The following is a 26,412-nucleotide window of genomic DNA, read 5'->3' as shown; positions in this document are numbered from 1 at the left end:
ACGTGACCGGTGATGTGACCGCTAACAACGGCCTGCCGGGGTTCATGTTGCCGCTCTGTTACGCCTTGACTACATCAATGTTAGCGATAACACTGCGAGGGACGTATCGATGGGATGAGCGGGGTCATCGAGGAGGTCGCACCATGAGCACCCTGCCCCGGCACTCCGCTCTCCGCGCCGTCTCCGACACGGTCGGCGGCAACCGCATCGAGCTGCGTCAAATGCGGTATTTCGTCACCCTCGCCGAGGAACTGCACTTCGGCCGGGCCGCCGCCCGCGAGCACATCGTCCCCTCGGCGCTCAGCGCCCAGGTGCAACGCCTCGAACGCGCGGTCGGCGTGCTGCTGGTCGACCGCACCACCCGGCACGTCGCCCTCACCCCGGCCGGCGCCCGCTTCCTGATCGAGGCCCGGCAGATCCTCGAGCACGTCGACCGGGCCGCCGTGCTGGCCCAGGGCATGGCGCTCGCCGCGCCGACTCTGCGGGTCGGGCTGCTCGACGAGGGCTACGACGCCGTCCGGCCGGTGCTGCGCGCGGTGCAGGCCCGCCATCCCGAGCTGGAGATCCACCAGGTGCTCGCGGGCGTGCCCGAGCAGTGCCGGCTGCTCGCCGACGGCCGGCTCGACGTGGGCATCGGGCGGCTGCCGGGGGCGGCGCCGGAGATCGCCGCGGAGATCTTCCGGCTTGATCCGCTGGGCGTGCTGGTCCCGGCCGGGCACCCGTACGCCGCCCTGACCCACGTCCCGGTCAGCGACCTGCGGGGCGAGACGCTGCTGCTCGCCGACGAGGACCAGGCGCCCGAGTTCAACGGCTTCGTCGCGGAGGTCTGCCGGTCCGCGGGCTTCTTCCCGACCCTGTTCACCGGCAGCGTGCAGACGCTGCGCGCGGCCGTGGACCTGGTGCTGCAGGGCCGCTGTGTGCTCTGCACCCCGGAGTCGACGGCCGGCGTGTCCGCCGAGCTGGTCTGGCGCCCGCTCGACGCGTCGGTGCCGCGTTACCCGTGGTCGATGCTGTGGCGGGCCCACCATCCGTCCCGGTGGGCGATCGAGCTGGTCGCGACCGCCCGCGCCCTCGCCGCCGAGCTGGGCTGGTGCGACGCGGCCCGCGATCGCGCCAGTTGAGCGCCAGGCCCGTCCTGCCCTAAGGCGTGTGTCGAAGTCGGTCGTGCCGGACGGCTTCGGCGAGGGTGCGGATGCCGCGGCGGATCTGGAGTTCGCTGACGTTGCCGAAGCCGAGTACCAGAGCGGGCGGGCGTGGCTCGGTTTCCGTGCCCGCGGACGCGAACCGGTAATGGGCGAGTCCGTTGACTCGGACGCCCATGGCCGCCGCGGTCGCCACGACGGCGCGTTCGGAGCTCTCGTCGGGGAGGCGCAGCTGGGCGTGGCAGCCGGCCGCCAGCCCGTGCAACCGTCCGGGCCCGAAGGCGAGTTCGGCTTCGGCTGCCAGCACGTCCCGGCGGGCGTGGTAGATCTCCCGCACGCGTCGCAGGTGGCGGTCGAAACGGCCGGTTTCCATGAGCAGCGCGAGCGCTTCCTGGTCCAGGCCGGGGGCGCCGCGACTGCTGAGCCGCTTCTCCTCGACGATCCCGGCCACGAACCGGGCGGGCGCGAGCACCCAGCCCAGCCGGATCGCCGGTGCGAGCGTCTTGCTGACCGATCCCAGAGCGATCACGCGATCCGGGTTGAGGCCCTGGAGTGAGCCGACCGGCTGGCGGTCGTATCGGAACTCGGCGTCGTAGTCGTCCTCGAGGATGACCCCGTCGACCTCGTCCGCCCAGGCCGCCAGGTCCCGTCGCCGCGACGGACCGAGCGCGACGCCGGTGGGGCACTGGTGGGCCGGTGTCAACAACACCGCTCGTGCCCCGGTCTCGCGCAGGCGGCCCACGTCCAGGCCGTAGTCGTCGACGGGGACCGGCACGGGGTCCAGGCCGGCGCGGAGGGCGATGACGTCGTGCTCCCGGGGACCGGGATCCTCCAGTGCGATGCGCTTGATGCCGTGCTGGGCCAGCGTCGCGAGGGCGAAAGTCAGTCCCTGCCGGAAGCCGGAGACGATGACGGCTTCCTCGGCGACCGCGCAGCCCGAGCGAACGCGACGGTGGTAGGCGGCGACGACCTCCCGCAGGTGCCGCGAACCGGCCGGGTCCTCGTCACCCAACTCGGCGGTCGGCAGGGTCCGCGTCGCCTCCGACACCGCCCAACTCCAGTCGGTAAGCGGCACCGAGCCGAGGTCGGGGATGCCGTACTCGAAGTCGACCTCGGCCGGCCGGACCGACGGGGGTGAGCCCGAGGGGACGCCGAGCGCTCGCCGGGCCGGCCCGGCCTCCGGCAGAGTGGACGGCAGGGCGGCCACCCGGGTCCCGGAGCCGACCGCGGACTCCACGTATCCCTCGGCCAGCAACTGCTCGTAGGCATCGACGACCGTGCCGCGGGACACGCCGAGCAGCTCGGCCAGTCGTCGCGTCGACGGCAAGCGCTCGCCGGCGCCCAGCCGTCGGTCGCGGATCGCCGCCCGCAACTGGTGTTGGAGCTGAATTCCGAGCGGACCGGCGTCGCGGTCCAGCGCCACCAGAAGGTCGGGGCCACCGCGGGCCCAGTCCACCGTCATGCCACCAGTACACCAAATGGTCCACTCCTCGGCTCCGCGAGTGGACCTTCATAGTGGACCGCATCAGCCCCAGGCTAAGTGCCATGAACCTCGGAATCCTGCTGGCGCTCTCGTCGGCTCTCGCCTACGGCGCCGCGGACTTCATCGGCGGTGTGGGGTCGCACCGGCACTCCTCATGGCAGGTCGTCCTGGTCGGGCAGGCCGCCGGCGCGCTGGTCATGCTCATGGCCGGCCTGATGCGGCCGGGCAATCCCGTCATGGCGGACTTCGCCTGGGCGATCCTGGCCGGAGCCGGCTCGGCGACCGGCAGCATCTTCCTGTTCCGCGGGCTCGCCCGCGGCCGGATGGGCCTGGTGGCGCCGATCTCGGCGGTCGGGGCCGCGGTCCTGCCCGTGCTGGTGAGCGTAGCCCTCGGTGACCGTCCCAGCCGGCTGGTCTGGGTCGGCGTGCTGGCCGCACTTCCAGGGATCTGGTTGGTCTCCCGAGACACCACGTCGGACCGACCGGCCAGTACCCGGGAAGCGCTCATCGACGGAGCCATCGCGGGCGTGGGCTTCGGAGTCCTGTTCGTCGCACTTGACCAGATCTCCGCAGCCGCCGGTGTGCTGCCACTTGCCGCCAACCAACTGGTCGGCGCGATCCTGACCATGGTCGCCGCCACCAGCCTCGGACAGCCATGGCGCCCCCGCCGCGGCATGGGCGCAGGCGTGGTCGGCTGGGGCAGCGCCTCCGGCGTGCTCGGCACCTTCGGCACCCTCGCCTTCATTCTCGCCGCCGGAACGACCAGCCTCGGCCTCGCCGGCGTCCTTGCCTCCCTCTACCCGGCCGTCACCGTCCTGCTCGCCGCCGGCGTACTCGGAGAGCGGATCGGCACCGCACAACGAACGGGTATCGGGGTCTGCATTCTCGCCGTAGCCACCCTGGCTCTCGGCTGAGCCAGGACACACCACGAATGAACGAAAGCAAGGAGGAGCCCCATGCTGACGCAGGTTGCTGAGGGCGTGCTGGTCCACCGGAGCGAGTTGATCCAGAACAACACGGTTGTCGTGCAGGGCCGGGCGGGCGTGTTGCTCATCGACCCCGGGATAACGGGCTCCGAAATGGCCTGCCTGGCGAACGACCTGTCCGAGTCGGGCCGACCCGTCGTGGCGGGCTTCGCGACGCATCCTGATTGGGATCACGTGCTCTGGCATGCCGAATTCGGCCAAGCGCCTCGGTACGGCACGGCCCGTTGTGCGGCTGATATGCGACAGCTGCGGTCGAACGCGGGCTGGAAGGCCCGCGTCGCCGAGAGGTTGCCACCGGAGATCGCCGAGGAGACACCGCTGGACCTGTTCGGCCTCATCACCGGCCTGCCCGCCGAAACCGCGTGGATTCCATGGGATGGCCCGCGGGTCCGGATCATCGAGCACCCGGCTCATGCCCCGGGCCACGCGGCGCTGTTGATCGAGGAACGCGGAGTTCTCGTCGCCGGCGACATGCTGTCGGATGTCCTCATTCCGATGCTCGGCGACGTGAACCGCACCAACGACCCGATCGAGGAATACCTCGCCGGGCTGCGCCTGCTCGAAGACGTGGCGGACGCCGTCGATGTCGTCATCCCGGGTCACGGCTCCGTCGGCCGAGGTGATCAGGTAAGGGCAAGGATCGACCAGGACCGTGCGTACGTACGTGCCCTGCGCGACGGGGATGTTCCCGACGACCCGCGGATCGGCTCATCGGCCCAGCCGGGCTGGGAATGGGTGAGCGACATACACGCAGGGCAACGCGAACGGTTCGCCCGGGCTCAGCAACAACGCCTCGTCACCGACGTCCATGGACAGACCACCTCGGTGCCGTGGTAGAAGAACCGGCCCAGGCCAATGGTGAAGATCGTGATGCCGTACAGAGCGTGCTCCACCGACGTCACCAGCAGGGACCGCGTCCGCTGGTACCGGCGGGCGAAGAGCCAGCCGCCCACCAGCGTCGCGGCGACCGCCAGGACGTTGCCGAACAGCAGGTGCGCGAAGCTGAACACGGCCGCGCTCACCGCGGCGGCACCGCGGCCCGTGCCGAGCAGCGGGGCGAACCGGTGCAGCAGGTAGGCTCGGTACAGCAACTCCTGCGGATACACCGAAAGCAACGGGTACAGCAGGACGACCGCCAGCCACAGTGCGGTCTCCCGGCGCGGCATGTCGAAGAGGCGGTCGGGAGCAGCGAGGGCCACGCCGGCCGTCGCCGCCACCGACACCGCCGCCCACAGCAGCAGCACACTCAGCAGCGCCGGCCGGAGCGCGGCGGCGTTCCACAGCCTGCGACGGTCGAAGCCGGGGTCGCGACGCAGAGCCAGCGCGGCGAGAATGCCGGCCACGACCAGCGGTGGAATGGGACCACCCGGTACGTCGAGGACGAGGTACGCCCCGACCACCACGACGAAGAGCAACCCGAACTCCGTGGCGAGCCGCCACCGGTATGCCCGCGTCATGCCCGCACGGTCTCCGGCCCGCACCACGAACGCATGGCCGCGGTCCCACCAGCTGATGAAGTCTGGCTATCGTCGTCGGCACGGGGGTGAGGCGATGACACGGGTCGTGGTGATCGGGGACGTCGGCGGGTGCGCGCGGCATCTGGCCGACGCGGTCAGCGGGCTGACAAGCGACGAGGAGACCGTCGTCGTCCAGGTCGGGGATCTCGTCGACCGGGGCCCGGACAGTTCCGGCGTGCTGGCCTTCGTCGCCGGACGGCTGGCGGACGCGCCCGCCCGCTGGGTCCAGCTCATCGGCAACCACGAGTCGCAGTATCTCGGCGGTGAGGTGTTCTGGCCCGAGCCGCTGGCCGAGAGCGACGCCGCCCTGCTGCGCGGCTGGTGGCTGCGCGATCAGCTGCGGGTCGCCGCCGCGGTGCGGACCGCCGGGGGTGAGGAGTTCCTGCTCACCCACGCCGCGCTGACCGTCGGTGCCTGGCAGGAGCTCGGGGCGCCGGTCACCGCCGGGACAGCCGCGGACCTGCTCAACACCCGGCCCGACGAGCTGCTGTGGCACGGCCGCGGACCGCTGTGGGCCGAGGCCGGCCCCGACGTGTACGAGTCCTGGCTGCACGCCGCCGAGCCGCCCCCGTTCAGCCAGCTGCACGGCCACTCGAGCATCGTCGACTTCCGCCGCCGCGCCTGGCTGTGCGGCGAGCGGATCCGGCAGCGCAGCACCGTGGACTGGGCGGCCCGGCACACGTTCACCAGGATCGGCGGCGCCCGCTTCGTCGGCGTCGACCCCAAACACGGCCGCGCCGGCGCCCCGCGCTGGGCGCCGCTGGTCTTCGAGGACGCGACCCTGATCGGTTAGCTCAGCCTGATCATGTTCCAGGACAGGGCCGGGAGCTCGGCCCGCAGGCGGCCACCGTCCAGTTTGGGCTCGCTCAGGTCGCGCGGCTGCACCCGGTCGGGCTGCTGGGCGGTGTTGACCGCGTCCGGGTCGTCGTCCGCGAGGACCGTGTGGCTGGCGGTGGTCAGGCCGGGCAGGGCGCGCAGGTCCACGTCCAGGGTCATCGGCTCGGTCTGCGACCTGTTCACCGCGAAGAGCACCGCGCCCTCGTCCGTCTGCACGGCGACCGCGTCCAGCAGCGGAACCTCGCCGTGCCGGGCCGTCTCGTGCGTCGGTGCCGAGATCGCCGGCTGCAACACGGTGCCGCGCCCGTAGCGGGTCGTCAGCGCGTACGGGTGGAAGCTCGCCTGCCGCCACGCCGTGCCGCCCGGCTCGGTCATGATGGTGGCGATGACGTTGACCAGTTGCGCCTGGCAGCCGATCTTCACCCGGTCGGCGTGGCGCAGCAGGCTGATCAGCAGGTTGCCGACCACGACGGCGTCGGTGACCGAGTAGACGTCCTCGATCAGCCGGGGCTGGTGCTCGACGGCCAGGTTCGTCTCGCCGGCGAAGCGGCTCTGGTACCAGACGTTCCACTCGTCGAAGGAGATGTTGATCCGCTTGCGGTGCCGGCCGACCGCGCGCACGTGGTCGGCCGTCGCGACGAGCTCGTCGATGAACTGGTCCATGTCGGTGGCGCAGGCCAGGAAGCTGTCCCGGTCGTCGCCGTGCTGCTGGTAGTAGGCGTGCATCGAGACGTAGTCGACGGCGTCGTAGGTCTCGGCCAGGACCGTGGCCTCCCAGCTGCCGAACGTCGGCATCTGCCGGCCCGAGCTGCCGCAGGCGACGAGCTCGATCGACGGGTCGACCTGGCGCATCGCCTTGGCCGTCTCCAGCGCCAGGCGGGCGTACTCCGGCGCGGTCTTGTGCCCGATCTGCCACGGGCCGTCCATCTCGTTGCCCAGGCACCAGGTCTTGATCCCGTACGGGTCCCCGCCGCGCAGGTCCGACCAGTACGTGCCGCCGGGCAGGTTGCAGTACTCCACCAGGGACCGGGCCGCGTCGATGCCCCGGGTGCCCAGGTTGACCGCCATCATCGGCTCCACGCCCACGGTCCGGCACCAGCTCAGGAACTCGCCGACGCCGACGTGGTTGGACTCCAGCGAACGCCAGGCCAGGTCGAGCCGGGTGGGCCGCTCGCCGACCGGGCCGATGCCGTCCTCCCAGCGGTAGCCCGAGACGAAGTTGCCGCCGGGGTAGCGCACCAGCGGCACGCCCAGCTCGCGGACCAGCTCCGCGGTGTCCTGCCGGAAGCCGTTCTCGTCGGCGCGCGGGTGGCCGGGCTCGTAGATGCCGGTGTAGACGCAGCGGCCCATGTGCTCGACGAACGAGCCGTACAGCCGCGGGTCCACCTCGCCCACCCGGAACGCGGGGTCGACGGTCATGGTGGCGGAAAGCATGCTCAACCTTTCAGGCCGCTGCCGGCGATGCCCTCGACGATATGACGCTGGAACAGCAGGAACACGGCGACGAGCGGGATCGCGCCGAGAATAGCCGACGCCATCGTGTCGGCGTACCGGATGCCGAAGGCCCCCTGCACCGTGGCCAGGCCGACCGGCACCGTCATGATGTCGGGGTTGCTCAGCACCAGCAGCGGCCACAGCAGGTCGTTCCACGACGTGACGAAGGTGAAGATGGCCACGGCCGCGACCGCGGGCCGGGCCAGCGGCATGATGATCTTCCGGTAGATCCGCAGGTAGCCGGCGCCGTCCATGCGCGCGACCTCCTCCAGCTCGCGCGGCAGGCCGTCGAAGAACTGCTTGAAGATGAACACGGCGATCGCGGTCGGGATCTGCGGCAGGCTCACCGCCCACCACGTGTTGAGCAGGCCCAGCGCGTCGAACTCGCGGAACCAGGGCACGATCAGCACCTGGCCGGGGATCATGATGCCGGCCAGCACGAGCCAGAACACCACGTTGCGGTAGCGGAAACGCATCCGGGACAACGCGTACGCGGCCAGGCTGGCCACCAGCACGGTGCCCACCGCCGTCAGCGTCGAGATGAACAGGCTGGAGCCGAACCAGGTGATGAGGTCGGTGTCGCGCAGCACCCGGCTGAACGCGTCCAGGGTCGGGTCGGCGATGGCCCAGGTGGTGCGGGTGGTCTCGGCGTTGGGCTTGAGCGCGGTGTCCAGCGCCCAGGCCAGCGGCACCAGCCAGAGCAGGGCGAAGGCGATCAGCACGCCGAAGCAGATGCGGTTGAAGAGCTTGACGCGTGTCTCCGCCCGCTGAGCGAGATCCGTCATGGGTCAGACCCCCTTCTCCTGGCGGCGGACGATGGTGAACCAGACGGCGGAGACCAGGAGCACGACCACGAAGAACAGCATCGACACGGCCGCGGCGTAGCCGACCCGGAAGTTGGTGAAGCCCTCGTCGTAGACGTACTCGAGGATCGAGCGGGTGGCGAAGTTCGGGCCGCCCGAGGTCATGATGTACATCTGGTCGAAGACCTTGAGCGAGGCGATCACCTGCAGCACCGCCACCAGCGTGGTGGTGCGGCCGAGCATCGGGATGGTGATCTTGCGGATCTGCTGCCAGGGCGAGGCGCCGTCCATGGCCGAGGCCTCGTAGAGGTCGCGCGGGATCTCCTGCAGACCGGCCAGGTAGAGCACGAAGTTGAAACCCAGCGTCCACCAGATGGTGGTCATCGCCAGCGACGGCATGGCCCAGTTCGGGTCGCCGAGCCAGTTCGGCGAGGTGATGCCGACCTTCAGCAGGGCGGTCTCGATCAGCCCGAGCCCCGGCGTGTAGATGAAGATCCAGATCAGCGCGACCACGGCCGAGGGCAGGATGAACGGCGCGAAGAAGGCCAGCCGGAAGAACCACCGGCCGCGGCTGGCCCGGTCGGCCAGCAGGGCGAAGACGAACGCGAGCACGATCAGCGGCGGCGTGGTCAGCACGGTGAACCACACGGTGTGCCACAGCGACGACCAGAAGTCGCTGCTCTGCAACGCCTCGGCGTAGTTGCCGAAGCCCGCGAAGCCGGACAGCCCGGGCTTGACCAGGCTGGTGTCGAAGAAGCTCATCACCAGGCCGTAGATGGTCGGGCCGATGATGAACGCGAGATACAGGATCAGGAACGGCGCCAGGAAACCCAGCGCGGGCAGGCCGGTGCCGGGACGTTGCTCCGGCGGGGCCCCGTCCTCGGTCGCGGGGCGGGGGCGTACGACGGTCTCGGTGGTCACCAGGCACCCCCTCAGATGGGTGACGCGGTCGTGGACAGGTTCTGCAGCTGGCCGCGCATCTGGGCGATCGCGTCGGCCGGGGACTGCTGGCCGCCCAGGACGGTGGCGACGGCGGAGCCCATGACGATCTCGAAGTTGGAGCCGGAGCCGGAGTACCAGCCCTCCGGGTCGTAGACGGCGGCGTCGGCGGCCGCGGAGTAGTTCGACTGCGGCGTCATGGCCTGGTAGTCGGCGCTGTCGCGGAACGGCAGCCAGGCCGGCACGTGCCCGCCCTCGGCCCACGTCTTGCTCTGGTCCAGCATCGAGCGCACCAGCAGCAGCGAGCGGTCGAGACCGGCCTGGCTCTGATCCGGCCGGCGCGGGATGACCAGGGTGTGCGAGTCGGCCTGGACGGCGTACCGGTCGCCGCCGAAGACATTGGGGAACAGCGTCATGGAGAACGGCATCTTGGCGGTCTGGAAGGTGGAGATCTCCCACTCGCCCTGGAAGTAGAAACCGGCCTGGCCGTTGGCGAACGTGGCGATGGAGCCCTGGTAGTCGCTGCCCGCCGGGAACAGGCCGGACTTGGTCAGCGACTGCAGGAAGGTCAGCACCTGGCTCGCCCTGGCCTCGTCGAGCACCACCCGGCGGCCCTCGTCGGCCAGGACCTCGCCGCCGAGCTGGCTGTAGAGCGACTGGAAGATCCGCCAGGGGGTCGAGGTGTCGTTGTTGATCGCCACGACCCCGCCGTACGCGCCGGAGGCCTCCTTGGCCTTGCGCATCGCCTCGGTGAACTTCTCCGGGGTGTCCAGCGGGCGCAGCGCCCCGGAGGAATCCAGGAGCCCCGCCTTCTCGCAGATGTCGGTGTTGTAGAACATCACGAACGGGTGGGTGTCGATCGGGATCGCGTACGCCTTGCCGTCGACCAGCCCGGCCTGCCAGGCCCGTTGGGTGAACAGGTCGGCGCTGATGCCGTGCCGGGCCAGGTCCGCGGGCCGCAGCTCCTCCAGCAGGCCCGAGCTGACCAGCGTCTTCATCCGGGTCAGGTGCGAGATGGCGACGTCCGGCGGCTTGTCGCCGAGCGTGGCCAGCGCCAGCTTCGTGTAGTACGGATTGCCCCAGGCCAGGGTGACCGCGCTGAGCGTGACGCGGGGGTTGGCGGTCCGGAAACCGTCGAGCATCTGGGTCATCCGGACGCCGTCGCCGCCGCCGAACAGGTTCCAGTAGTCGAGCGACCCGCTGGTGTCGCGCCCCGGCGTCACGCCACTGCACCCGGTCAGCCCGAGGGCCGCCGCCGCGGCCGTGCCGCTCAACAGAGCGCGTCGGGTCAGTGTCATGACAGGAGCCTCCCGCCGTGCTTGTTCACGAGTCCACAGATCGGCCTTCGCAAGACGAGAACGATCGGACGCGAATCGAGAAGGATCGCCGGGCCTGACCGGTTCACGCGCCGAGCGTCACCGGGGTGAGCAGCCGGGTGATGTCGTCGCCGGTCATCGGGCGGGCGAAGTGGAAGCCCTGGGCGTAGCGGTAACCGGCCTCGTACAGCCGGCGGGCCTGCGCGGCGGTCTCCACGCCCTCGGCGACGGCCTCGATCCGCAGGCCGGTGGTGATGGCGATCAGGCTGTCGACGATGACCGCCTGGGCGGTGCCGGCGGTGACCCCGTCGACGAACGACTTGTCGACCTTGAGGACGTGCACCGGGCAGTCGACCAGCAGGCTCAGCGACGACTGGCCGGTGCCGAAGTCGTCCAGCGCCACCCGCAGGCCGAGCTCGTGCAGCGCCCGGACGGCTTCCGGGCCGGGGCCGGTGCCCAGCACCGCGGTCTCGGTGATCTCGGCGGTGAACCGGGCCGGGTCGACCCCGGCCCGGGCCAGCAGCGCGGCGACCCCGGCCACGAAGCCGGGCTCGTGCAGCTCCCGGGGCGAGACGTTGACACTGACCCGGCCGGGCGCGTCCGCGCCGAGCGTGCGGTCCCAGTCGGCGACTTGGGCCACCACCTGCTCCAGGATCCACCGGCCCAGGTCGATGATCGCGCCGCTGCGCTCGGCCAGCGGGATGAACACCGCCGGCGACACCTGCCCGTGCACCGGGTGCTGCCAGCGCACCAGCGCCTCGACCCCGGCGGGCCGGCCGTCCGGCAGCTCGACGATCGGCTGGTAGACCACCGACAGCTCGCCGCGGGCGACGGCCTGGCGCAGGTCCGCGCCGAGCCGGGCGTCGCGGTCGGCCCGCTCGTCCATCGCCGGGTCGAACCAGGCCGAGCGGCCCCCGCCGGCGTTCTTGGCCGCGTACATGGCCACGTCGGCGCGGCGCAGCAGCTCGCCCGGGGTGTCGCCGGGCCGGGCGGCGGTGACCCCGATGCTGATCCGTGGCGTCATCTCGTGACCGTCGATGATCAGCGGTTCCTGCACGTCGGTGATCACCCGCCGCAGCAGGGCGGCCGCCTCGGTGTCGGTCAGGCCCGGCAGCAGCAGGGTGAATTCGTCGCCGCCGAGGCGGGCCACGGTGTCCCCGGCCCGCAGCAGCCCGAGCAGGCGACGGCTGACCGCCTTGAGCAGGGCGTCGCCGGTGCCGTGCCCGAGCCGGTCGTTGACGGTCTTGAAGTCGTCGAGGTCGAGCAGCGCCACGACGAAGCCGCCGGCCGCGAGCCGGCCGGTGACCTGTTCCTCGAAGCTGGCCCGGTTGGCGATCTCGGTGAGCGAGTCGTGCCGCACCTGGTGGGCCAGCTGCTCCTGGTACGCCCGTAGCTGGCTGAGGTTGCTGTCGACCGTGGCGAGCAGCCGGCTGTTCTCCCGCAACGCGGCGACCTGCCGCATCACCACCAGGGCGGTGATGGCCACCGTCCCGGCGGCGACGATCCGTCCCTCGGCGCTGGGGATGTCGGTGCCCAGCAGCATCGCGTCCATGCCGGCCACCGCCAGGTACGGCACCACGCTCACCCGCTGCCGGCCGCGCCGCGCGACGGGCGCCACGACCCGGGCCCGCAGCTGCCGGCCGGCGGCGAGCTGCGCGCAGAAGCAGGCGATCGGCACGGCCAGGAAGGTCGAGTTGAGCTCCGGCCGTTCGTCCAGGAACGGCATGAGCGAACCGGTCGCGGCGGCCAGCGCGGTGCCGAACGACAGCAGATGCACAGCCCCCCGATCCAGTCCACCGGCGCCGGTGAAGGCGACCTTGACGAAAGCGATCAGCGACACCGAGGCGATCATGACGATGCCCAGCAGCGGCGCCGCCGAACCGGTGTGCGCGGTCCACCCCGCCGCGTGGATCAGCACGAAGTGCCAGACCAGGATGCCGCTGGTGATCAGGATGATGCCCGCGTCGAAGCCGAAGCGCGCCCAGTCACCGCGCGAGCGCGCCTCGGCCGGCAACCGCATCAGCGCCCAGACCAGGGCCAGCAGCAGGAGCAGGTACAGCGCCGTGGTCGTGAGGCCGATCCGCTGGTGCGGCGCCGGGCCGGTGAGCGCGTCGCGGGCGTGCAGCACCAGGGTCACGGCCAGCACGCCGACACAGGCCGCGAAGTGCCGCCAGAACCGGCGGGTCGGCCCGGCCAGCTCGGCGCGCCGGCCGACCTGCCAGGACGCGTACGCGGTCAGCACCGCCATCACCGGCAGCGGCAGCCACCCGGTCACCGGATGCAGCCCGGCGCCCAGCAGCCCGGCGGTGAAGTTGCCCAGGCTGACCGCGAGCAGCGCGCCGCCGGCGACCACGGGCCCGCGCTGTCCTGCGATCATGAACCCGCTCATCGGTAGCGACGGGCGGGTCTGAAGGACTTCGGGTCAGTCCGCGTCCCGTGACTCGCCGGCCGGTTCGGTCTCCTCGGCGCGTTCGCCCGTCTCGCCGGCGGTGTCGGCTTCCTCGGCGGGTGTGGTCTCCGGCCCGCCGGCGCCGGTCACCGGGGCCTGCAGGTCGGTGCCCACCTGCGGCCGGTCCACCCAGAGCGCGCGCAGCTGGCCCTGCATGAACGTGGTCAGCCGGGCCCGGTACTCGCGGTCGAAGTGCTCCAGCGCTTCTATCTGCTGCTGCAGTGCCTCGCGCTTGGCGATCAGGCTGCCGACCGAGTCCTCGTAGCGCTGCTGGGCCTGGAGTTTGAGCTGCTCCGCGTGGCCCTGGGCGTCGCCGACGATGGCCGCGGCCTCGTCCTTGGCCTGGGCCAGGATCTGGTCGGCGGTGTGCTTGGCGTCGTCGGCCCGCAGCCGGGCGTCGCGGGCGGCCTGCTCCGACGTGGCGCGCGCCTCGGCCAGCACCTTGTCCGCCTCGCACCGCACGTTGTGCGCGTGCACCTGGGCGTCGCGGGCCGACTGGTCGGAGGCGGCCTGCGCGTCGGAGCGGATCTTGTCCGCCTGGCGTTTGGCTATCGCGACGTGTTCCTCGGCCGTGCGCTGGGCCAGGGTCAGCACCTGCAAGGCGTGGTCCGGGTGCAGCGGGCCGCCGGGCACGACCATCGGGTGTTCCGAGGTGGCGGTGTCCGCGGCCGTGCCGTTGAGCACCGCTTTGACCCGCGCCTTGATCTGGTTGTCAGTCACGATACCTCCGGTAGCCAGGGCGAGGTCCGCGCCGTGGACCTTGCCTCCCTCCTAACGGGCCAGGGCTGCCGGACGCGACGGCCGGGGCTCGCCTCATTGTTGGTGGTAGTCCTCACCCCGTCCGGGTAAGAGGCTGGCCATGGAGCAACTGCAGTGGCTGGGCGTCATCCGTCATGGCCAGAGCACCGGAAACGTGATCGCGCAGGACGCCGAGACCGGCGGGCTGGAGGCCATCGACATCCCGGAACGCGATGCCGACGTGCCGCTGTCCGATGCCGGCCGCGAACAGGCCGAGGCGGTGGGCAGCTGGCTGAGCGGGCTGGGGCGCGACGAGCGGCCGCAGGTGGCGATCGTCTCGCCGTACCTGCGGACCCGGCAGACGGCCGAGCTGGCGCTGGCCGGCACCGGCATCCCCGCGGTGGTCGACGAGCGCCTGCGCGACCGGGAGCTGGGCGTGCTGGACCTGCTCACCGCCCGCGGCGTGCAGGCCCGGCTGCCGGAGGAGTACGCCCGCCGCGCCCGGCACGGCAAGTTCTACTACCGGCCACCCGGCGGGGAGTCCTGGGCCGACGTGCTGCTGCGCCTGCGGGCCCTGCTGCGTGAGCTGCGTCAGGATCATCCCGGTGGCCGCGTCCTGCTGTTCGGTCACGAGGCCACCGTGCTGCTCGTGCGCTATCTGGCCGAGTCGCTGAGCGAGGCCGAACTGATGGAGGTCGCGCACGCCACCTCCGTCGCGAACTGCTCGATCAGCACCTGGCGCCGCGGCGACGACGTGCTGCGCTCGGAGCTCTTCAACTCTGTCGCCCACCTGCACCAGGAAGGTGCGCCGCACACCCGGCAGGAGGAAGTCAATGCCGAGCCCGTCTGAGGCCGAACGGGTCATCACGCCGCAGGTGCTGCGCGACTGGCCGCTGCCCGATCCGCAGGGCGGCAAGGAGGCCCGCGGGACCGTCCTGGTCGTCGGCGGGTCGCGGTCGACGCCGGGCGCCGTGCTGCTGGCCGGTGTCGCGGCGCTGCGGGCCGGGGCCGGGCGCCTGCAGCTCGCGGTCGAGCCCTCCACGGTGAGCGCGCTGAGCATCGCCGTGCCCGAGGCCAAGGTCGTCGGCCTGGGGGAGAACCCGGACGAGCTGGAGCAGCTCGCGGCGGACGCCGACGTCGTCGCGATCGGTCCCGGTCTCGACGACATCGACGTCACGTCGCGGCTGCTGCACGCCGTGCTCGACGCGGTCGGCAAGGACACCGCGATGGTGCTGGACGCGTACGCGCTCGGCGCCCTGAGCAAGGAGCAGGACCTGCTGGCCGGCCGGTCCGCGCGGGTGGTGCTGACGCCGAACGTCACCGAGGCCGAGCGGCTGCTCGGGCGCGAGCCGGGCGACGACCTCGCCGCCGAGGCGGCCAACCTGGCCCAGCGCTACCAGGCGACGGTCAGCCTGTTCGGGCACATCGCCACCGCGGACGGCGGCCGCTGGCGGGAGGAGAGCGGCGACGTGGGCCTGGGCACCTCGGGCAGCGGTGACGTGCGCGCGGGGATCGTGGCGGGCCTGCTGGGGCGCGGTGCCGAGCCGGCTCAGGCGGCCTGCTGGGGCGCGTTCGCGCACGCGGTCAGCGGTCAGCGCCTGGCCCCGCGGTTCGGGCGCACCGGATTTCTGGCCCGCGAACTCGTCGACGAAGTGGCATACACGATTGCCACGGTCTGAGACGGGTACGCGACAGGTATCCACCGAGCGAAGGGAGAACCCCGATGACCACCGCACGCGAGATCATGACCCCCGACGTGACCTGCATCGGTGAGAAGGAGAACCTCGCCGAGGCCGCCCGTAAGATGGCCGACCTCGACGTCGGCTCGCTGCCCATCTGCGGCGAGGACAACCGTCTCAAGGGCATGATCACCGACCGCGACATCGTCGTGAAGGTCGTGGCCAAGGACCGCAACCCGGCCGACTGCACGGCCGGTGAGCTCGCCCAGGGCAAGCCCGTCACGATCGGCGCGGACGACGACGCCGCCGAGATCCTGCGCACGATGTCCGAGCACAAGGTGCGCCGGCTGCCGGTGATCGACGGCCACCAGCTGGTCGGCATCGTCGCGATCGCCGACGTCGCCAAGGCGTTGCCCGACCGTCCGGTCGGCGACCTGATCGACGCCGTAACGTCCTGATCGGCCGGCCCGGGGTGGGGGTCGCGGGACCCGGCCCCCACCCCGGGGGTCTCAGGCGGTCACCAGCACCTCGTAGAGGCGGGCCGCGGCGCTGCCGTCGGATGTCGGCGTCACCACCGCCACCCGCACGTAGCGGGCGTCGGCACCGACCGCCGTGGTCGTGGAGTCGGCCGTGTTGCCCCGGACCTGCGCCCGGGTGGTCCACGCGGACCCGTCATCCGAGGTCTGGATGTCGAAGTCGCGCGTGTTCCAGGCCGCCGGCTCGCCGCCCGCGCCCGCGTGCCGGATCAGCACCGAGCCGACCCGCTGCCGGGTGCCCAGGTCGGTCTGCACCCACCGGGCCGAGCCCTGGGAGCACCACTTGTCGTTCCAGCCGCCCAGCCAGCTGCCGTTGAAGGCCTTGGCCGGGCCCTCGTTCGCGCCGCAGGACGAGTCCGCCGTCGCCGGCCGGTTCAGCGCCAGGTCGGGCGGGGCGCTGCTGCTGCCGTACACCTCGAGCTCGTAGATCCGGGCCGCCGCGCTGCTGTCGGCGGCCGGCTGGCTGGTCTCGAACCGCACGTAGCGGGCGCTGCGGGCGGCGATCGGGGTGTAGGTCCGGCTGCTCCTGGAGCCGGTCACAGTCACCGCGGGCGTGAAGGTGGTGCCGTCCGTGCTGGTCGCGATCGTGAACGCGCCGGTGTTCCAGGTGGTGTTCTCCCCGCCCAGACCGGCGTGCTTGACGACGAACGACGACACCGTGCGGGCCGAGCCGAGGTCGACCTGCAGCTGGCGCGGCGCGGTGGACGTACACCATTTGCTGTTGCCGGCCAGCGCGCCGTCGACCGCCTTGCCGGCGGCCTCACTCGCTGCGCAGGCCGGCGAGCCGGTCACCGGCCGGCCCAGGGCCAGGTTCGCCCCGAGATCCGGTTCCGCCGGCGGCTGGGTCGCCCCGGCGGCAAAGCTCGGCGGTACGTCCGCAGCGCCCGTGCCCCAGCTCGACGGACTGCCGCCCATGGTGAAGGTGACCGTCCCGCCGTCCGCGATGTCGCCGTAGCGCAGGTAGTTGTGGCTGGTCGTGGTCCCGTCGACGGCCAGCGACTGCACGTACCGGTTGGCCGCACTGCCGCCGCTGATCGTGATGTCGCCCGGGCCGCGCCGGATCAGCACGCTCGGGAACAGCGCGCCGTGCGCGGCGAGGGTGTCCGCGCCCGGCGTGACCGGGTAGAGGCCCAGCGCCGACCAGACGTACCAGGCCGAGGTCGCACCCAGGTCGTCGTTGCCCGGCAGGCCGCCGGCGCCGGTGGTGAACGAGTCGGCCATCACCCGGCGGACGGCGTCGCTGGTGCCGGCCGGCTTGCGGGCGGCGTTGTACGTCCACGGGACGTTGTGCTCGGGCTCGTTGCCGATGTAGAAGTACGGCCGGCTGAGCCCGCCGTTGAGCTCGGTGAAGTGGTGGTCGAGGCGCTGCACCGCGGTGCCGGGGCCGCCCATCAGGGTGATCAGCGCGCCCATGTTGTGCGGGACCATCCAGGTGTACTGGGCGGCGTTGCCCTCCACGTACGGGCTCTCCTGCGCCGGGTTCAGGTTCGCCGACCAGCCCCCACCGCTGTCCCGGGTGTGCAGATAGGACGACTCGCCGTTGAACAGGCTGCGCCAGTACTGCGAGCGGGCGGCGTACGTGTCGCGTGCGGCGCTGTCGCCGAGCGCGCCGGCGAACTGGGCGATCGCGAAGTCGCTGGCCGCGTACTCCAGGGTGTCCGAGGGGTTGCCCGGGATGAAGTGGTTGGCCTGATAGGTGGCCTGGTTGCCACGCAGCACCCCGCCCTGGGTCGCGCCGCCGCTGGCGCTCTTCTTCATCAGCGCCAGTGCCCCCGCCGTGTCGAAGCCGCGCACGCCGAACGCGTACGCGCTGGCCACGATGATCGGCCCGGGGTCGCCGGTCATGACGAAGTCCTCGACGGTCTGGTGCGACCACTTCGGCAGCAGTCCGCCCTGCTGGCCGTCGAGCACCATGGACTTGACGATGTCGGTCATCACGTCCGGCGCTATCAAGGCGACCAGGGCGGCCCAGGACCGGTAGATGTCCCACCCGGAGTAGTTCTGGTAGACGGGATGGCTCGCCGTGTGCACCGCGTTGTCGAAGCCGCGGTACTCGCCGTTGGTGTCGCTGGACAGGTTCGGGTTCTGCAGCACGTGGTAGAGCGCGGTGTAGAACTTCTGCAGGTCGGCGGCGGCGCCGCCGGTCACCTGCACGCGGTTCAGGGCCGTGTTCCAGGCGGCGTCGGCGTCGGCGCGCACGGTGGCGAAGGGTGCCGCCTCGGCGGTGGCGTTGTTCTGCGCGTTGGCCACGCTGACGAAGGAGATGCCGACAGTCGCGTTGACGACCGCGTTCGCCGTGGTGTCGAAGGTGACGTAGGCGCCGGTGCTGGTGCCGCTGGTGGTCGACGACCCGGCGGTCACCGTGGCGCCCTTGAAGGTGCCGAAGCCGGTGGGCGTGCGGTCGAACTGGATCGAGTAGTACATCTTGAACGTCTTGCCGCCGCAGAAGCCGCCGGCGGTGTGCTCACCCCAGACCCGGTTGCCGGTGATCGTCACGTTGCCGTCGCGGTCGCCGGTGGCCGAGCGGCTGGCGTTGATCAGCACCCGGGCGGTGGTGCTCGCCGGGTAGGTCAGTTTCAGGGCGCCGGTGCGCTTGGTCGCGCTGAGCTCGGCGTCCACCCCGTACTTGTCGAGCCGGTTGCGGTAGTAGCCGGGCTCGGCGCTCTCGTTGCTCTTGGTGTAGGCGGACGCGTAGCTGGTCCAGCTGGAACCGGGGGAGGCGCCGAGCGCGCCGGTGACCGGCAGGATCGGGATGTCCTCGTTGTTGGGACAGCCGGCCCCGTTGAAGTGGGTGAGGCTGAACGACTCGACGGTGCGGTCCCGGTCGCGGTAGCCCGACGGTGAGGCGGTGGGGGTGTCCGGGCTGAACTGCACCATCCCGAACGGCACGGTGGCGCCGGGGAAGGTGCTGCCGCCGGCGCCGCCGCCGACCGGGTTGGGGGAGTTGCTGTCGTCGGTGCCGACGAACGGATTGACGTACTGGGTGAGGTCGGGATCCGCGGCCGCTTGCGCGGCGGACGGGACCGACAGGGCCGCGGCGGCGAGGATGACCGCCGTGGCGAGGGTACGGAGCATGAGGAAGCCGTCCCTTCGTGGTGACAACGATGTCAAATCGCGTGCCTCATAGAAGCATGCAGATATAACCAGTTGTCAATACACGGGACGGTGCCGGTCTCGACGCCTCAGTGCGCCGCCGGCTGCCGCTCGCCGGTGCGGGCTGTGCGCCGTACCCGGAGCAGCGACGCGGCGGCCAGCGCGGTGCCGCCGGTGCCGACCCCGCCGAGCACGCCCAGCGCGAACCGCTGCTGGTGATCGACCTGGCGTCGCGCGGCGGCGCTGTCCCCGGCCGGGAGCTCTTGGCTCATCCCGGCGACGGCGCTGATCCCGGCGAACCAGAACGCGAAGAACACCAGGCCGGTGAGGGTGAGCCCCCACCGCGGCAGCTCGGGCGGCGACCACACCGACCGCACCCACCCGCTCTGCGGCTGCCGGCCCCGCACGATCCGCCGGTTGGTGAGGACCCCGGCGGTGAACCCGGGCAGCACGAGCACCCCGGCGACCACGACGGCCACGGACGTCGGCACGAGCCGGTCCCCGCCGAGCAGGGCACCGATGAGCACGCCGGCCCAGCCGACGCCGGCCACACACATGACGTCGAGCAGCAGCAACATCCGACGCGAGATCACCATCGGAAACGCTAACGGCCGGGCGGCCCACCAGGGGCCGGATCCCGCGTATTGCACCGGGTACCGTGCTGCCGTGCGAAGAGCCGGAGCGGTGCTGGCCCGATCGGGCGGGTACCTGCTGGTCTTCCTGGTGGTGGGGGCGCTCGACACGGTGGTCGCCACCACGTGGGTGCGCCCCGACCTGGTCGCGGTGGTGGGAACCCCGTTGTGGGCGGTGGGCCCCATCCTCTTCTACGTCGCCAGGCCCTGGCCGTACGTCAATGCCCGCGCGTTCTGGATCCTGGTCGCCTGGGTCCTGAGCGTCCTGCTGATGGTCCTGGCGGCGGCCGCCTTCTGGGCCGTGGTGCTGGACGTGCGCGGTGAGCGGACCGTCGCGACGGTGGCCGAGGTCCACCGCAGCAGCCGCGGCCCCAACCTCACTGGGCAGAACAACTAGGGCGTGGGCCCGGGTCGCTTAGGGTGGAGGCCGGCCGGTGCGGCCGGTCGCTCACGGCCGGGAGGCTCCATGACCACCATCGGCGAGCCGGCCCGGCCGGAGATCGCGCCCGGCGTGCCGGTGCTGCGGGTCATGTCGGTCGAGGTGGCGTTGCGGTTCTACGTCGGGCACCTCGGCTTCACCGTGGACTGGCGGCACCAGTTCGAGCCCGGGATGCCGTGGTACGTGCAGGTTTCGCGGTCGCAGGCCGTGCTGCACCTGTCCGAGCACCACGGCGACGGCAGCCCGCACGGCGTCGTCTGGTTCCCGGTCGCCGATGTCCACGCGCTGCGCGAGGAGCTGCTGTCCCGTCCGGGGGCGGCCCGGCCGCCGGGCGTCGACGTGGACGCGCCGGGCGGACCGACGATGCAGCTGATCGACCCGTACGGCAACCTGCTGCGTTTCGCCCAGCCGGAGCGGAACCGACCGTCAGCTCCGGATGCGGTGCCGGAGGGCTTGCCCCTCACGTGACGTCATGCCGCATAGTCGCGGCGTGGAGGAGAACCTGACCGTGGGGCGTGCGGCAGAGCTGGCAGGTGTAACCGTCCGCACGCTCCATCACTATGACGAGATCGGCCTGCTGCAGCCGTCCGCGCGCAACGGCGCCGGTTACCGCGTCTATTCCGCGGACGACATGGAACGGTTGCGGGAGGTGCTGGCCTACCGCCGGCTGGGCTTCGGATTGCGGGAGATCGCGGCTCTGGTCGACGACCCGGCCACCGATGCGGTCGCGCATCTGCGCCGGTTACGGGGCCTGTTGCTGGAGCAGCGTGACCGCGCTGCCGCCATGGTGACGGCCATAGACAGGGAGCTGGAGGCACGAGCGATGGGAATCAGGTCGACTCCGGAGGAGCAGTTCAAGATGTTCGGCGCGCAGTTGTACGACGCCATCGGGTCCGCCTATCCGGCCACCCGGCGCACCGAGCCACGGATCGCCGCGCGCATCTGGGAGGCGCTGGGGGACGCGCGTACGGTGCTGAATGTCGGGGCAGGCACGGGCTCCTACGAACCACGTGACCGTGAACTCACCGCGGTGGAACCGTCGGCGGTCATGCGGGCGCAACGTCCCGCGGGTGCCGCGCCGTGTGTGGCCGCGGGAGCGGAGAGCCTGCCGTTTGAGGACCAGTCGTTCGACGCCGCGATGGCGGTCAGCACCGTTCACCACTGGCCGGACCCGATTGCCGGGCTGCGCGAGATGAAGCGGGTGGCCCGCCGCGTGGTGGTGTTCACGTACGACGCCGGCAACACCGGGTCGCCCGAACAGTTCTGGCTGACTCGCGACTACCTGCCGGAGTTCGCCGACCTGCTCACCGGCTGGCCGTCCGTGACCGACCTGACTCGAGCGATCGGGGGCCGCGCGGAGCCGGTGCTCATCCCGTGGGACTGCGCCGACGGCTTCTTCGAGGCGCACTGGCGCCGGCCCGAGGCCTACCTGGAGGACCATGTCCGTCGCGCGGTATCAGTGGACACGGGTCGGCTCGCGGGCCGAGCAGCGGGCAGTGGGCCGGCTCCGCGAGGACCTGTCCTCCGGGCGGTGGGCTGAACGCAACCGCGACCTCGTCGCTCTCGACGCGGCAGAGCTCGGCCTGCGGCTCCTCGTAGCCTGACCACAGCTCAGTCGCCGGGACCGCCGTTCCGCCTCTGAGATCTGGCTTTCGGTTTGACGTGCCGGCGGTAGCCGCTCACCGTGGGATCGCCCTTGATCCAGAACCGCCACGGCACATCGTGCGCGGAGGTCACCCCGACCCGGGGGCCGGCCACCACCTCGCCGGCCGGCACCGGCTCGACCGGCGGGGTCAAGGTCGCGGGGCCGGTGCCGTCCACGACGGACGTCGCGTTGGCCTGCCGGTCGAGGGCCAGGACCTGCATCAGTTTGGCCGGCCCGGCGGCCAGATCGCGGTCGTACTTGGCGGCCGGGCGCCGGGACCGGGCCGTCTCCAGCCCGGCGACGACCTCACCGGCCCGCAGCAGGACGGCGGAGGCGACCCCCTCCTCGCCGCAGACCACATTGGCACAGAAGTGCATGCCGTAGATCTGGTAGACGTACAGCATCCCGGCCGGGCCGAACATCACCTCGTTGCGCGCGGTCATGCCCCGGTGGGCGTGGCTGGCCGGGTCCTGGCCGAGGCCGCTGTAGGCCTCGACCTCGGTGAGCCGGGCGGTGACCCCGTTGGCGGTGAGCTGCCACCCGAGCAGCTCCCGCGCCGCCCGGTCCACGTCGGCCGCGGGGATCCGCAGCCAGGAGTAGTCGTTCACCCGCCAGACGCTAGCGGGTGGCGCCGAGACGCTCCCACCCGGCGAGGGCGGACGGTTCCCGGTCGGTCTCGCCGACGTAGTCCGCGGACGGCCGGATGATCTTGCCGAGGTGCTTCTGCTCGATGATGTGCGCGCTCCAGCCGGCCGTCCGGGCGCAGGCGAACAGCGGCGTGAACAGCTCGGCCGGTACGCCGGCGAAGTCGAGCACGATCGCCGCCCAGTACTCGACGTTCGTCTCCAGGACCCGGTCCGGTTTGCGCTCGCGCAGCTCGGCCAGCGCCGCTTCCTCCAGGGCGAGCGCGACCTCGTACCGGGGCGCCCCCAGCTCCCGGGCGGCCGCGCGCAGGATGCGGGCCCGGGGGTCCTCGGCCCGGTAGACCGCGTGCCCGAAGCCCATCAGGCGTTTGCCGCTGTCCAGCACCTCTCTGACGTAGCCGCGGGGGTCGCCGCTGCGCTCCACGGCCTCGACCATGCCCAGCGCCCGCGACGGCGCGCCGCCGTGCAGCGGCCCCGACAGGGAGGCGACCGCCGCCGACAGGCATGCGGCCACGTCGGCGCCGGTGCTGGCGACCACGCGCGCGGTGAACGTCGAGGCGTTCATCCCGTGCTCGGCCGCGCAGACCCAGTACCGGTCGACGGCCTCGACCCGGCGGGGGTCCGCCTCGCCCTGCCACCGGATCATGAACTGCTCGGCGGCGGTGCGGCCCGCGTCGACCTGCTGCTGGGGCACGGCGGGCAGGTCCGGACCGCGGGCTGCCTGGGCCACGAACGACAGCATCGTGGCCGACGTGCGGGCGAGATCGTCGCGCGCCTGGTCGTCGCCGATGTCGATCAAGGGCTGTAGCCCGTGCCGGGCGGCCACCATGGCGGTCGCCGCCTGCAGGTCCACCCGCAGGCTGCCCGAACGGACCGGCAGGGCGAAGGGCTCCGCGGCGGGCAGCGGCCGGGCGAAGTCGCCGTCGACCAGCAGGCCCCACACGTCGGCGAAGGTCGCCCGCCCGACCAGCGTCTCGATGTCGACCCCGCGGTAGCGCAGGGAGCCGCCGGTGCGGTCGGGTTCGGCGATGCGGGTGTCGAACGCGACGACGTCGGCCAGTCCAGGTTTCACGGTCAGCATCAGCTCAATGTCGGTCTCGCCGATCCGCATGTCAACATTGATCCAGTCAACATGAGAAGATGACCACATGGGTGGAGACTGGTTGCTGACGACCGAGGAAGTGGCGCGCCGGCTGGGCGTCAAAAAGGCGACGGTCTACGCGTACGTGAGCCGGGGCCTGCTCGGCAGCCACCGCAACGCCGACGGCAAAGAGAGCCTCTTCGCCGAGCCGGAGGTCACGGCTTTCGCCGCCCGGCGCAGGCGTCCCGCGGCCGCGCCGGACGCCCCGGCGATCCACACCGGTATCACGCTGATCACCGGCGACGACCTCTTCTACCGCGGCCACCGGGCCCGCGAGCTGGCCACCACGGCGTCCTTCGAGGCGGTGGCCACCCTGCTGTGGACCGGGCGGCTGGAGCACGTCCCGATGGAGCCCGACCCCGAACTGCTGGCACTGGCCGAGGCAGTGACGGCGCCCCTGCCGGCGAACGCGCGGGCGGCCGACCGGCTCCGGGTGACAGTCGCCGCGATCGCCGCCGCGGACCGGTTGCGCTTCGACACCACGCCGGCCGCGGTGATCGCCCGCGGCCGCACGATCATCGCCACCATGGTCGCGGCGCTGCCCGTGCGATCCCAGTCCTCGCGGGACGGAAACCTGGCCGGTGCGCTGTGGGCGCGGCTCAGTCAACGCCCGCCTGCCCCGGCCGACCTCGTCGCCCTGAACGCCGCCCTGGTCCTGCTGGCCGATCACGACCTGGCCGCCTCCACCTTCGCGGCCCGGGTGGCCGCCTCGACCCGGGCCCACCCGTACGCCGTCGTCCAGGCCGGCCTGGCGGCGCTCGACGGCCCGCTGCACGGTGGGGCCAGCGACCTCGTGGTCCGGCTGCTGATCGAGGCGACGCGCTCCGGGGATCCGGTCGGCACGATCGCCGACCGGCTGCGCGCGGACGGGTGGGTTCCCGGCTTCGGTCAGCAGCTCTACCCCTCCGGCGACCCCCGCGCGGTGGTCCTGCTCGGCCTGCTGGGCGAGTCGCCGGCCACGGCGGAGGCGCGGGCGGTCCGGGCGGCCATGGCCCGGCACTCGGGCGCCGCACCGAACGTGGACTTCGCCCTGGCTGCCTTCACCCTGGCCACCGGCATGGCCGCCGACGCCGGGGAGGCGATCTTCGCCGTCGCCCGGACCGCCGGCTGGCTCGCCCACGCACTGGAGGAGTACGCCGACGAGCCGAGCCGCTTCCGGCCCAGCGGCCGCTACGCCGGCCGTTCCCCGCGGGACCCGTCCTAGGCCCGCGAGCCGACCAGCATGCGGGTGAGCAGGTTGCGCGTCGCCAGCTGGATCCGTACGTCGGTGTACGCCGAGTCGATCAGGGCGAGGTTCCAGTGGAACGTCCCCGCGGCGAAGACCAGTGTGCCGCGGTCGGTCTCGTAGAGGCTGGTGTTCTGCACCCGGGCCCCGCGCCCGAGCTGGTCCTCGTACGGGGTCTCGGACAGCAGTGTCTGGTTCGCCCGGCGGGACAGCTTGATCTTCGGGTTCCAGCCGTCGGCCTCGACCGCCACCAGTCCGGGGACGGTGTCGCCGTCGCGGACCCCGGTGCCCGCCCAGAACCAGTGCCCGCTCTTGCTGATCACCAGCGGCAGCGGCTCGGCCAGCATCCCGTTGTACTGCACGCCCAGCAGCCGCTGCTCGGCGTGGCCGTGCTTCGGGCCGATCTTGCGCCAGTTGCACGTCGGGCCGTTCGCGTCCGCTCCCGGGTCCGGGGTGTCCTTGTAGCAGGTCACCACCCGGTTGCGGCGTCCGTCCCGGGCGGGGTCGAACCGCACGTGCCAGTAGATGTTGTTCGCCGCCAGGAAGGCCAGGTGCGTGCCGCCGTCGACGGCGCTCTCCGCGCTGTCGCGCATGGCCTTGGACCAGTACTCGTCGTGGCCCGGGAAGATCAGCGCGGCGTGCTTCCCGGCCGGGATGCGCTGTTCGTGCAGGTCCACGCTCGAGGCGTACACCACGTCGAAGCCGGTGGCCTCGAGCCAGCGGACGGCGGCGAGGTCCAGGTCGGACCGGCTGGGCATCCCGTCGTGGGAGTAGGGGCGGTCGAAGGACACCTGGAACGCGCGCTCGGGGATGCCGCCGACCTGGCCGGACCGGGCGTACCCCTTGTAGAGGCTCTTGCCGGTCCGCCTGTCGGCCGGCCAGAAGTTGTAGGCCTGGTAGGTGCTGAACGGCACCACGACGACGAAGTCGGCCTTGCGCCCGTCGTCACGCACCACGAACGGTGTGCAGCTGCGGAACCCGTCGTCGGTGTCGAACACCGCCAGGAAGTATCCGGAGGTCCAGTCGGCCGGCACGGCGAGCGTCCAGGAGACGGGCCAGTCGCACTCGATCAGCCCTGTACCGGGATCGGCGGTGGGCGTGGGCAGCTCCGTGCCGCGCAGGCTGCCGCTGGTCAGCAGGCGCCGGCCTCCCGCGCCGCCGTAGTGGCCGAGCCGGTAGACCGACACGGTGAACGGCCGGTCGCCGGCCACCGAGACGTGGAAGTCGAGCGACTCGCCGACATTGACCGACGTCCGGGACGCGTAGCCCTGGATCTGGCGCGTGACGTCGTCCGAGCTGCGCCGGCCGGCCGGCTGCCACCCGCTGTCCCCGGCGAACATGTTCTCCGAGACCACCGGGTTGGCGGCCCGTCCTTTTCCCGGGCTGTCCCGGTGGGCCGGCTGGGCCCGGGCCGTACCGCACGAACCCGAGGTGCCGGCCGCGGTGAGCGCGAGCAGGCTCAGCGCCGTACGACGAGACATGGTCGGCATGGTGTTTCCCCCGTGGTCAAATGCCGCCGGCGCCGCCGATCAGACGCCAAAAGGGCTCCACTGTAGACAGTGGAACCGCAGGGCTGGGCCCGGGAGCCGTCGGCGGCGGCAGGCGTTCTGTCACTGCCGCGCCGAGTATGCCGGGCGTCCGCAACCCCGTCCGGGGTCCGCGGCGGGAGGGTCA

23 protein-coding genes and 1 pseudogene are annotated in these 26,412 nt (G+C 71.9%); 11 read left to right on the top strand and 13 right to left on the bottom strand.

The genetic code is table 11. From position 1 onward, the window contains the following. Positions 1-143: 143 nt before the first annotated feature. The gene (locus tag ACWEOZ_RS13420) at positions 144-1,121 is read left to right on the top strand and encodes a LysR family transcriptional regulator (RefSeq protein WP_451910990.1); all 978 of its coding nucleotides are present in this window, start codon (positions 144-146) and stop codon (positions 1,119-1,121) included. Positions 1,122-1,140: 19 nt separating this feature from the next. Here ACWEOZ_RS13420 and pdxR read toward each other — a convergent pair whose 3' ends face one another. Further along, positions 1,141-2,604, bottom strand: coding sequence for a MocR-like pyridoxine biosynthesis transcription factor PdxR (pdxR, locus tag ACWEOZ_RS13415; protein ID WP_451910989.1), 1,464 nt, complete (start codon positions 2,602-2,604; stop codon positions 1,141-1,143). Between the two features lie 83 nt (positions 2,605-2,687). Between pdxR and ACWEOZ_RS13410 the strand changes: the two genes are divergently transcribed. Together ACWEOZ_RS13410 and ACWEOZ_RS13405 are read left to right on the top strand one after the other, a co-directional pair. Next, a complete protein-coding gene (locus ACWEOZ_RS13410; protein WP_451910988.1) occupies positions 2,688-3,539 on the top strand; it encodes an EamA family transporter in 852 nt (283 codons plus the stop codon). A gap of 42 nt (positions 3,540-3,581) precedes the next feature. Further along, positions 3,582-4,448 carry an MBL fold metallo-hydrolase gene (locus tag ACWEOZ_RS13405; protein ID WP_451910987.1) on the top strand — a complete coding sequence of 289 codons (867 nt, stop codon included), beginning with the start codon at positions 3,582-3,584 and terminating at the stop codon, positions 4,446-4,448. Here ACWEOZ_RS13405 and ACWEOZ_RS13400 read toward each other — a convergent pair. Then, positions 4,391-5,068, bottom strand: coding sequence for a CPBP family glutamic-type intramembrane protease (locus ACWEOZ_RS13400; RefSeq protein ID WP_451910986.1), 678 nt, complete (start codon positions 5,066-5,068; stop codon positions 4,391-4,393). The genes ACWEOZ_RS13405 and ACWEOZ_RS13400 overlap by 58 nt on opposite strands. Before the next feature lie 94 nt (positions 5,069-5,162). Here ACWEOZ_RS13400 and ACWEOZ_RS13395 point away from each other — a divergent pair, with 94 nt between their 5' ends. Further along, positions 5,163-5,921: a metallophosphoesterase gene (locus ACWEOZ_RS13395; RefSeq protein WP_451910985.1), complete on the top strand. Its 759-nt coding sequence runs from the start codon at positions 5,163-5,165 to the stop codon at positions 5,919-5,921. Here the strand turns inward: ACWEOZ_RS13395 and arfA are convergent. The 6 genes from arfA to ACWEOZ_RS13365 form a co-directional block, all read right to left on the bottom strand. After that, positions 5,918-7,399, bottom strand: a complete 1,482-nt coding sequence (gene arfA / locus ACWEOZ_RS13390) for an arabinosylfuranosidase ArfA (RefSeq protein WP_451910984.1) — start codon at positions 7,397-7,399, stop codon at positions 5,918-5,920. The genes ACWEOZ_RS13395 and arfA overlap by 4 nt on opposite strands. A 2-nt stretch (positions 7,400-7,401) precedes the next feature. Beyond that, a complete protein-coding gene (locus tag ACWEOZ_RS13385; protein ID WP_451910983.1) occupies positions 7,402-8,244 on the bottom strand; it encodes a carbohydrate ABC transporter permease in 843 nt (280 codons plus the stop codon). Between the two features lie 3 nt (positions 8,245-8,247). Further along, positions 8,248-9,183 carry a carbohydrate ABC transporter permease gene (locus ACWEOZ_RS13380; RefSeq protein ID WP_451910982.1) on the bottom strand — a complete coding sequence of 312 codons (936 nt, stop codon included), beginning with the start codon at positions 9,181-9,183 and terminating at the stop codon, positions 8,248-8,250. Positions 9,184-9,194: 11 nt separating this feature from the next. Then, positions 9,195-10,499, bottom strand: coding sequence for an extracellular solute-binding protein (locus ACWEOZ_RS13375; protein ID WP_451910981.1), 1,305 nt, complete (start codon positions 10,497-10,499; stop codon positions 9,195-9,197). A gap of 103 nt (positions 10,500-10,602) precedes the next feature. Continuing rightward, positions 10,603-12,894: a putative bifunctional diguanylate cyclase/phosphodiesterase gene (locus tag ACWEOZ_RS13370; RefSeq protein ID WP_451910980.1), complete on the bottom strand. Its 2,292-nt coding sequence runs from the start codon at positions 12,892-12,894 to the stop codon at positions 10,603-10,605. A 45-nt stretch (positions 12,895-12,939) separates the two neighbouring features. Then, positions 12,940-13,686 carry a hypothetical protein gene (locus ACWEOZ_RS13365; protein ID WP_451910979.1) on the bottom strand — a complete coding sequence of 249 codons (747 nt, stop codon included), beginning with the start codon at positions 13,684-13,686 and terminating at the stop codon, positions 12,940-12,942. A 139-nt stretch (positions 13,687-13,825) separates the two neighbouring features. On the opposite strand from ACWEOZ_RS13365, the gene ACWEOZ_RS13360 reads away from it, so the two are divergent. From ACWEOZ_RS13360 to ACWEOZ_RS13350, 3 genes are read left to right on the top strand one after another with little or no spacing between them, the layout of a single operon-like run. Then, the gene (locus ACWEOZ_RS13360; RefSeq protein WP_451910978.1) at positions 13,826-14,554 is read left to right on the top strand and encodes a histidine phosphatase family protein; all 729 of its coding nucleotides are present in this window, start codon (positions 13,826-13,828) and stop codon (positions 14,552-14,554) included. Then, positions 14,538-15,383 (top strand): NAD(P)H-hydrate dehydratase, encoded by an 846-nt coding sequence (locus ACWEOZ_RS13355; protein ID WP_451910977.1) that lies wholly within the window; start codon positions 14,538-14,540, stop codon positions 15,381-15,383. Before ACWEOZ_RS13360 ends, ACWEOZ_RS13355 begins: the two co-directional genes overlap by 17 nt. Before the next feature lie 44 nt (positions 15,384-15,427). Continuing rightward, complete coding sequence (locus ACWEOZ_RS13350) at positions 15,428-15,841, top strand: CBS domain-containing protein (RefSeq protein WP_360829891.1); 414 nt, start codon at positions 15,428-15,430, stop codon at positions 15,839-15,841. A 51-nt stretch (positions 15,842-15,892) separates the two neighbouring features. On the opposite strand, the gene ACWEOZ_RS13345 is transcribed toward ACWEOZ_RS13350, so the two are convergent. Both ACWEOZ_RS13345 and ACWEOZ_RS13340 read right to left on the bottom strand, forming a co-directional pair. Further along, entirely contained in the window at positions 15,893-18,994 is a 3,102-nt protein-coding gene (locus ACWEOZ_RS13345) for a GH92 family glycosyl hydrolase (protein ID WP_451910976.1), read from the bottom strand. 107 nt (positions 18,995-19,101) lie between these two features. After that, positions 19,102-19,608, bottom strand: a complete 507-nt coding sequence (locus ACWEOZ_RS13340) for a hypothetical protein (protein ID WP_451910975.1) — start codon at positions 19,606-19,608, stop codon at positions 19,102-19,104. Positions 19,609-19,678: 70 nt separating this feature from the next. Here ACWEOZ_RS13340 and ACWEOZ_RS13335 point away from each other — a divergent pair, with 70 nt between their 5' ends. From ACWEOZ_RS13335 to ACWEOZ_RS13325, 3 genes and pseudogenes are all read left to right on the top strand, one after another. Then, on the top strand, positions 19,679-20,041 hold the full coding sequence (locus ACWEOZ_RS13335) for a hypothetical protein (protein ID WP_451910974.1): 363 nt from the start codon (positions 19,679-19,681) through the stop codon (positions 20,039-20,041). Between the two features lie 69 nt (positions 20,042-20,110). Continuing rightward, positions 20,111-20,551, top strand: coding sequence for a glyoxalase superfamily protein (locus tag ACWEOZ_RS13330; RefSeq protein ID WP_451910973.1), 441 nt, complete (start codon positions 20,111-20,113; stop codon positions 20,549-20,551). Between the two features lie 22 nt (positions 20,552-20,573). Next, positions 20,574-21,687, top strand: a pseudogene (locus ACWEOZ_RS13325) (MerR family transcriptional regulator). A 7-nt stretch (positions 21,688-21,694) separates the two neighbouring features. Here the strand turns inward: ACWEOZ_RS13325 and ACWEOZ_RS13320 are convergent. Then, a complete protein-coding gene (locus tag ACWEOZ_RS13320) occupies positions 21,695-22,336 on the bottom strand; it encodes a DNA-3-methyladenine glycosylase (RefSeq protein WP_451910972.1) in 642 nt (213 codons plus the stop codon). Positions 22,337-22,346: 10 nt separating this feature from the next. Beyond that, positions 22,347-23,453: a citrate synthase 2 gene (locus ACWEOZ_RS13315; RefSeq protein WP_451910971.1), complete on the bottom strand. Its 1,107-nt coding sequence runs from the start codon at positions 23,451-23,453 to the stop codon at positions 22,347-22,349. Between the two features lie 67 nt (positions 23,454-23,520). On the opposite strand from ACWEOZ_RS13315, the gene ACWEOZ_RS13310 reads away from it, so the two are divergent. Then, positions 23,521-24,717, top strand: a complete 1,197-nt coding sequence (locus ACWEOZ_RS13310) for a citrate synthase (protein ID WP_451910970.1) — start codon at positions 23,521-23,523, stop codon at positions 24,715-24,717. On the opposite strand, the gene ACWEOZ_RS13305 is transcribed toward ACWEOZ_RS13310, so the two are convergent. Next, on the bottom strand, positions 24,714-26,219 hold the full coding sequence (locus ACWEOZ_RS13305; protein WP_451910969.1) for a N,N-dimethylformamidase beta subunit family domain-containing protein: 1,506 nt from the start codon (positions 26,217-26,219) through the stop codon (positions 24,714-24,716). The genes ACWEOZ_RS13310 and ACWEOZ_RS13305 overlap by 4 nt on opposite strands. Between the last annotated feature and the right edge of the window lie 193 nt (positions 26,220-26,412).

The sequence above is a fragment of the Actinoplanes sp. NPDC004185 genome (assembly GCF_053603475.1).
The sequence above is the reverse complement of the archived record's forward strand: the minus strand, read 5'-3'. Positions and strand labels throughout refer to the sequence as shown.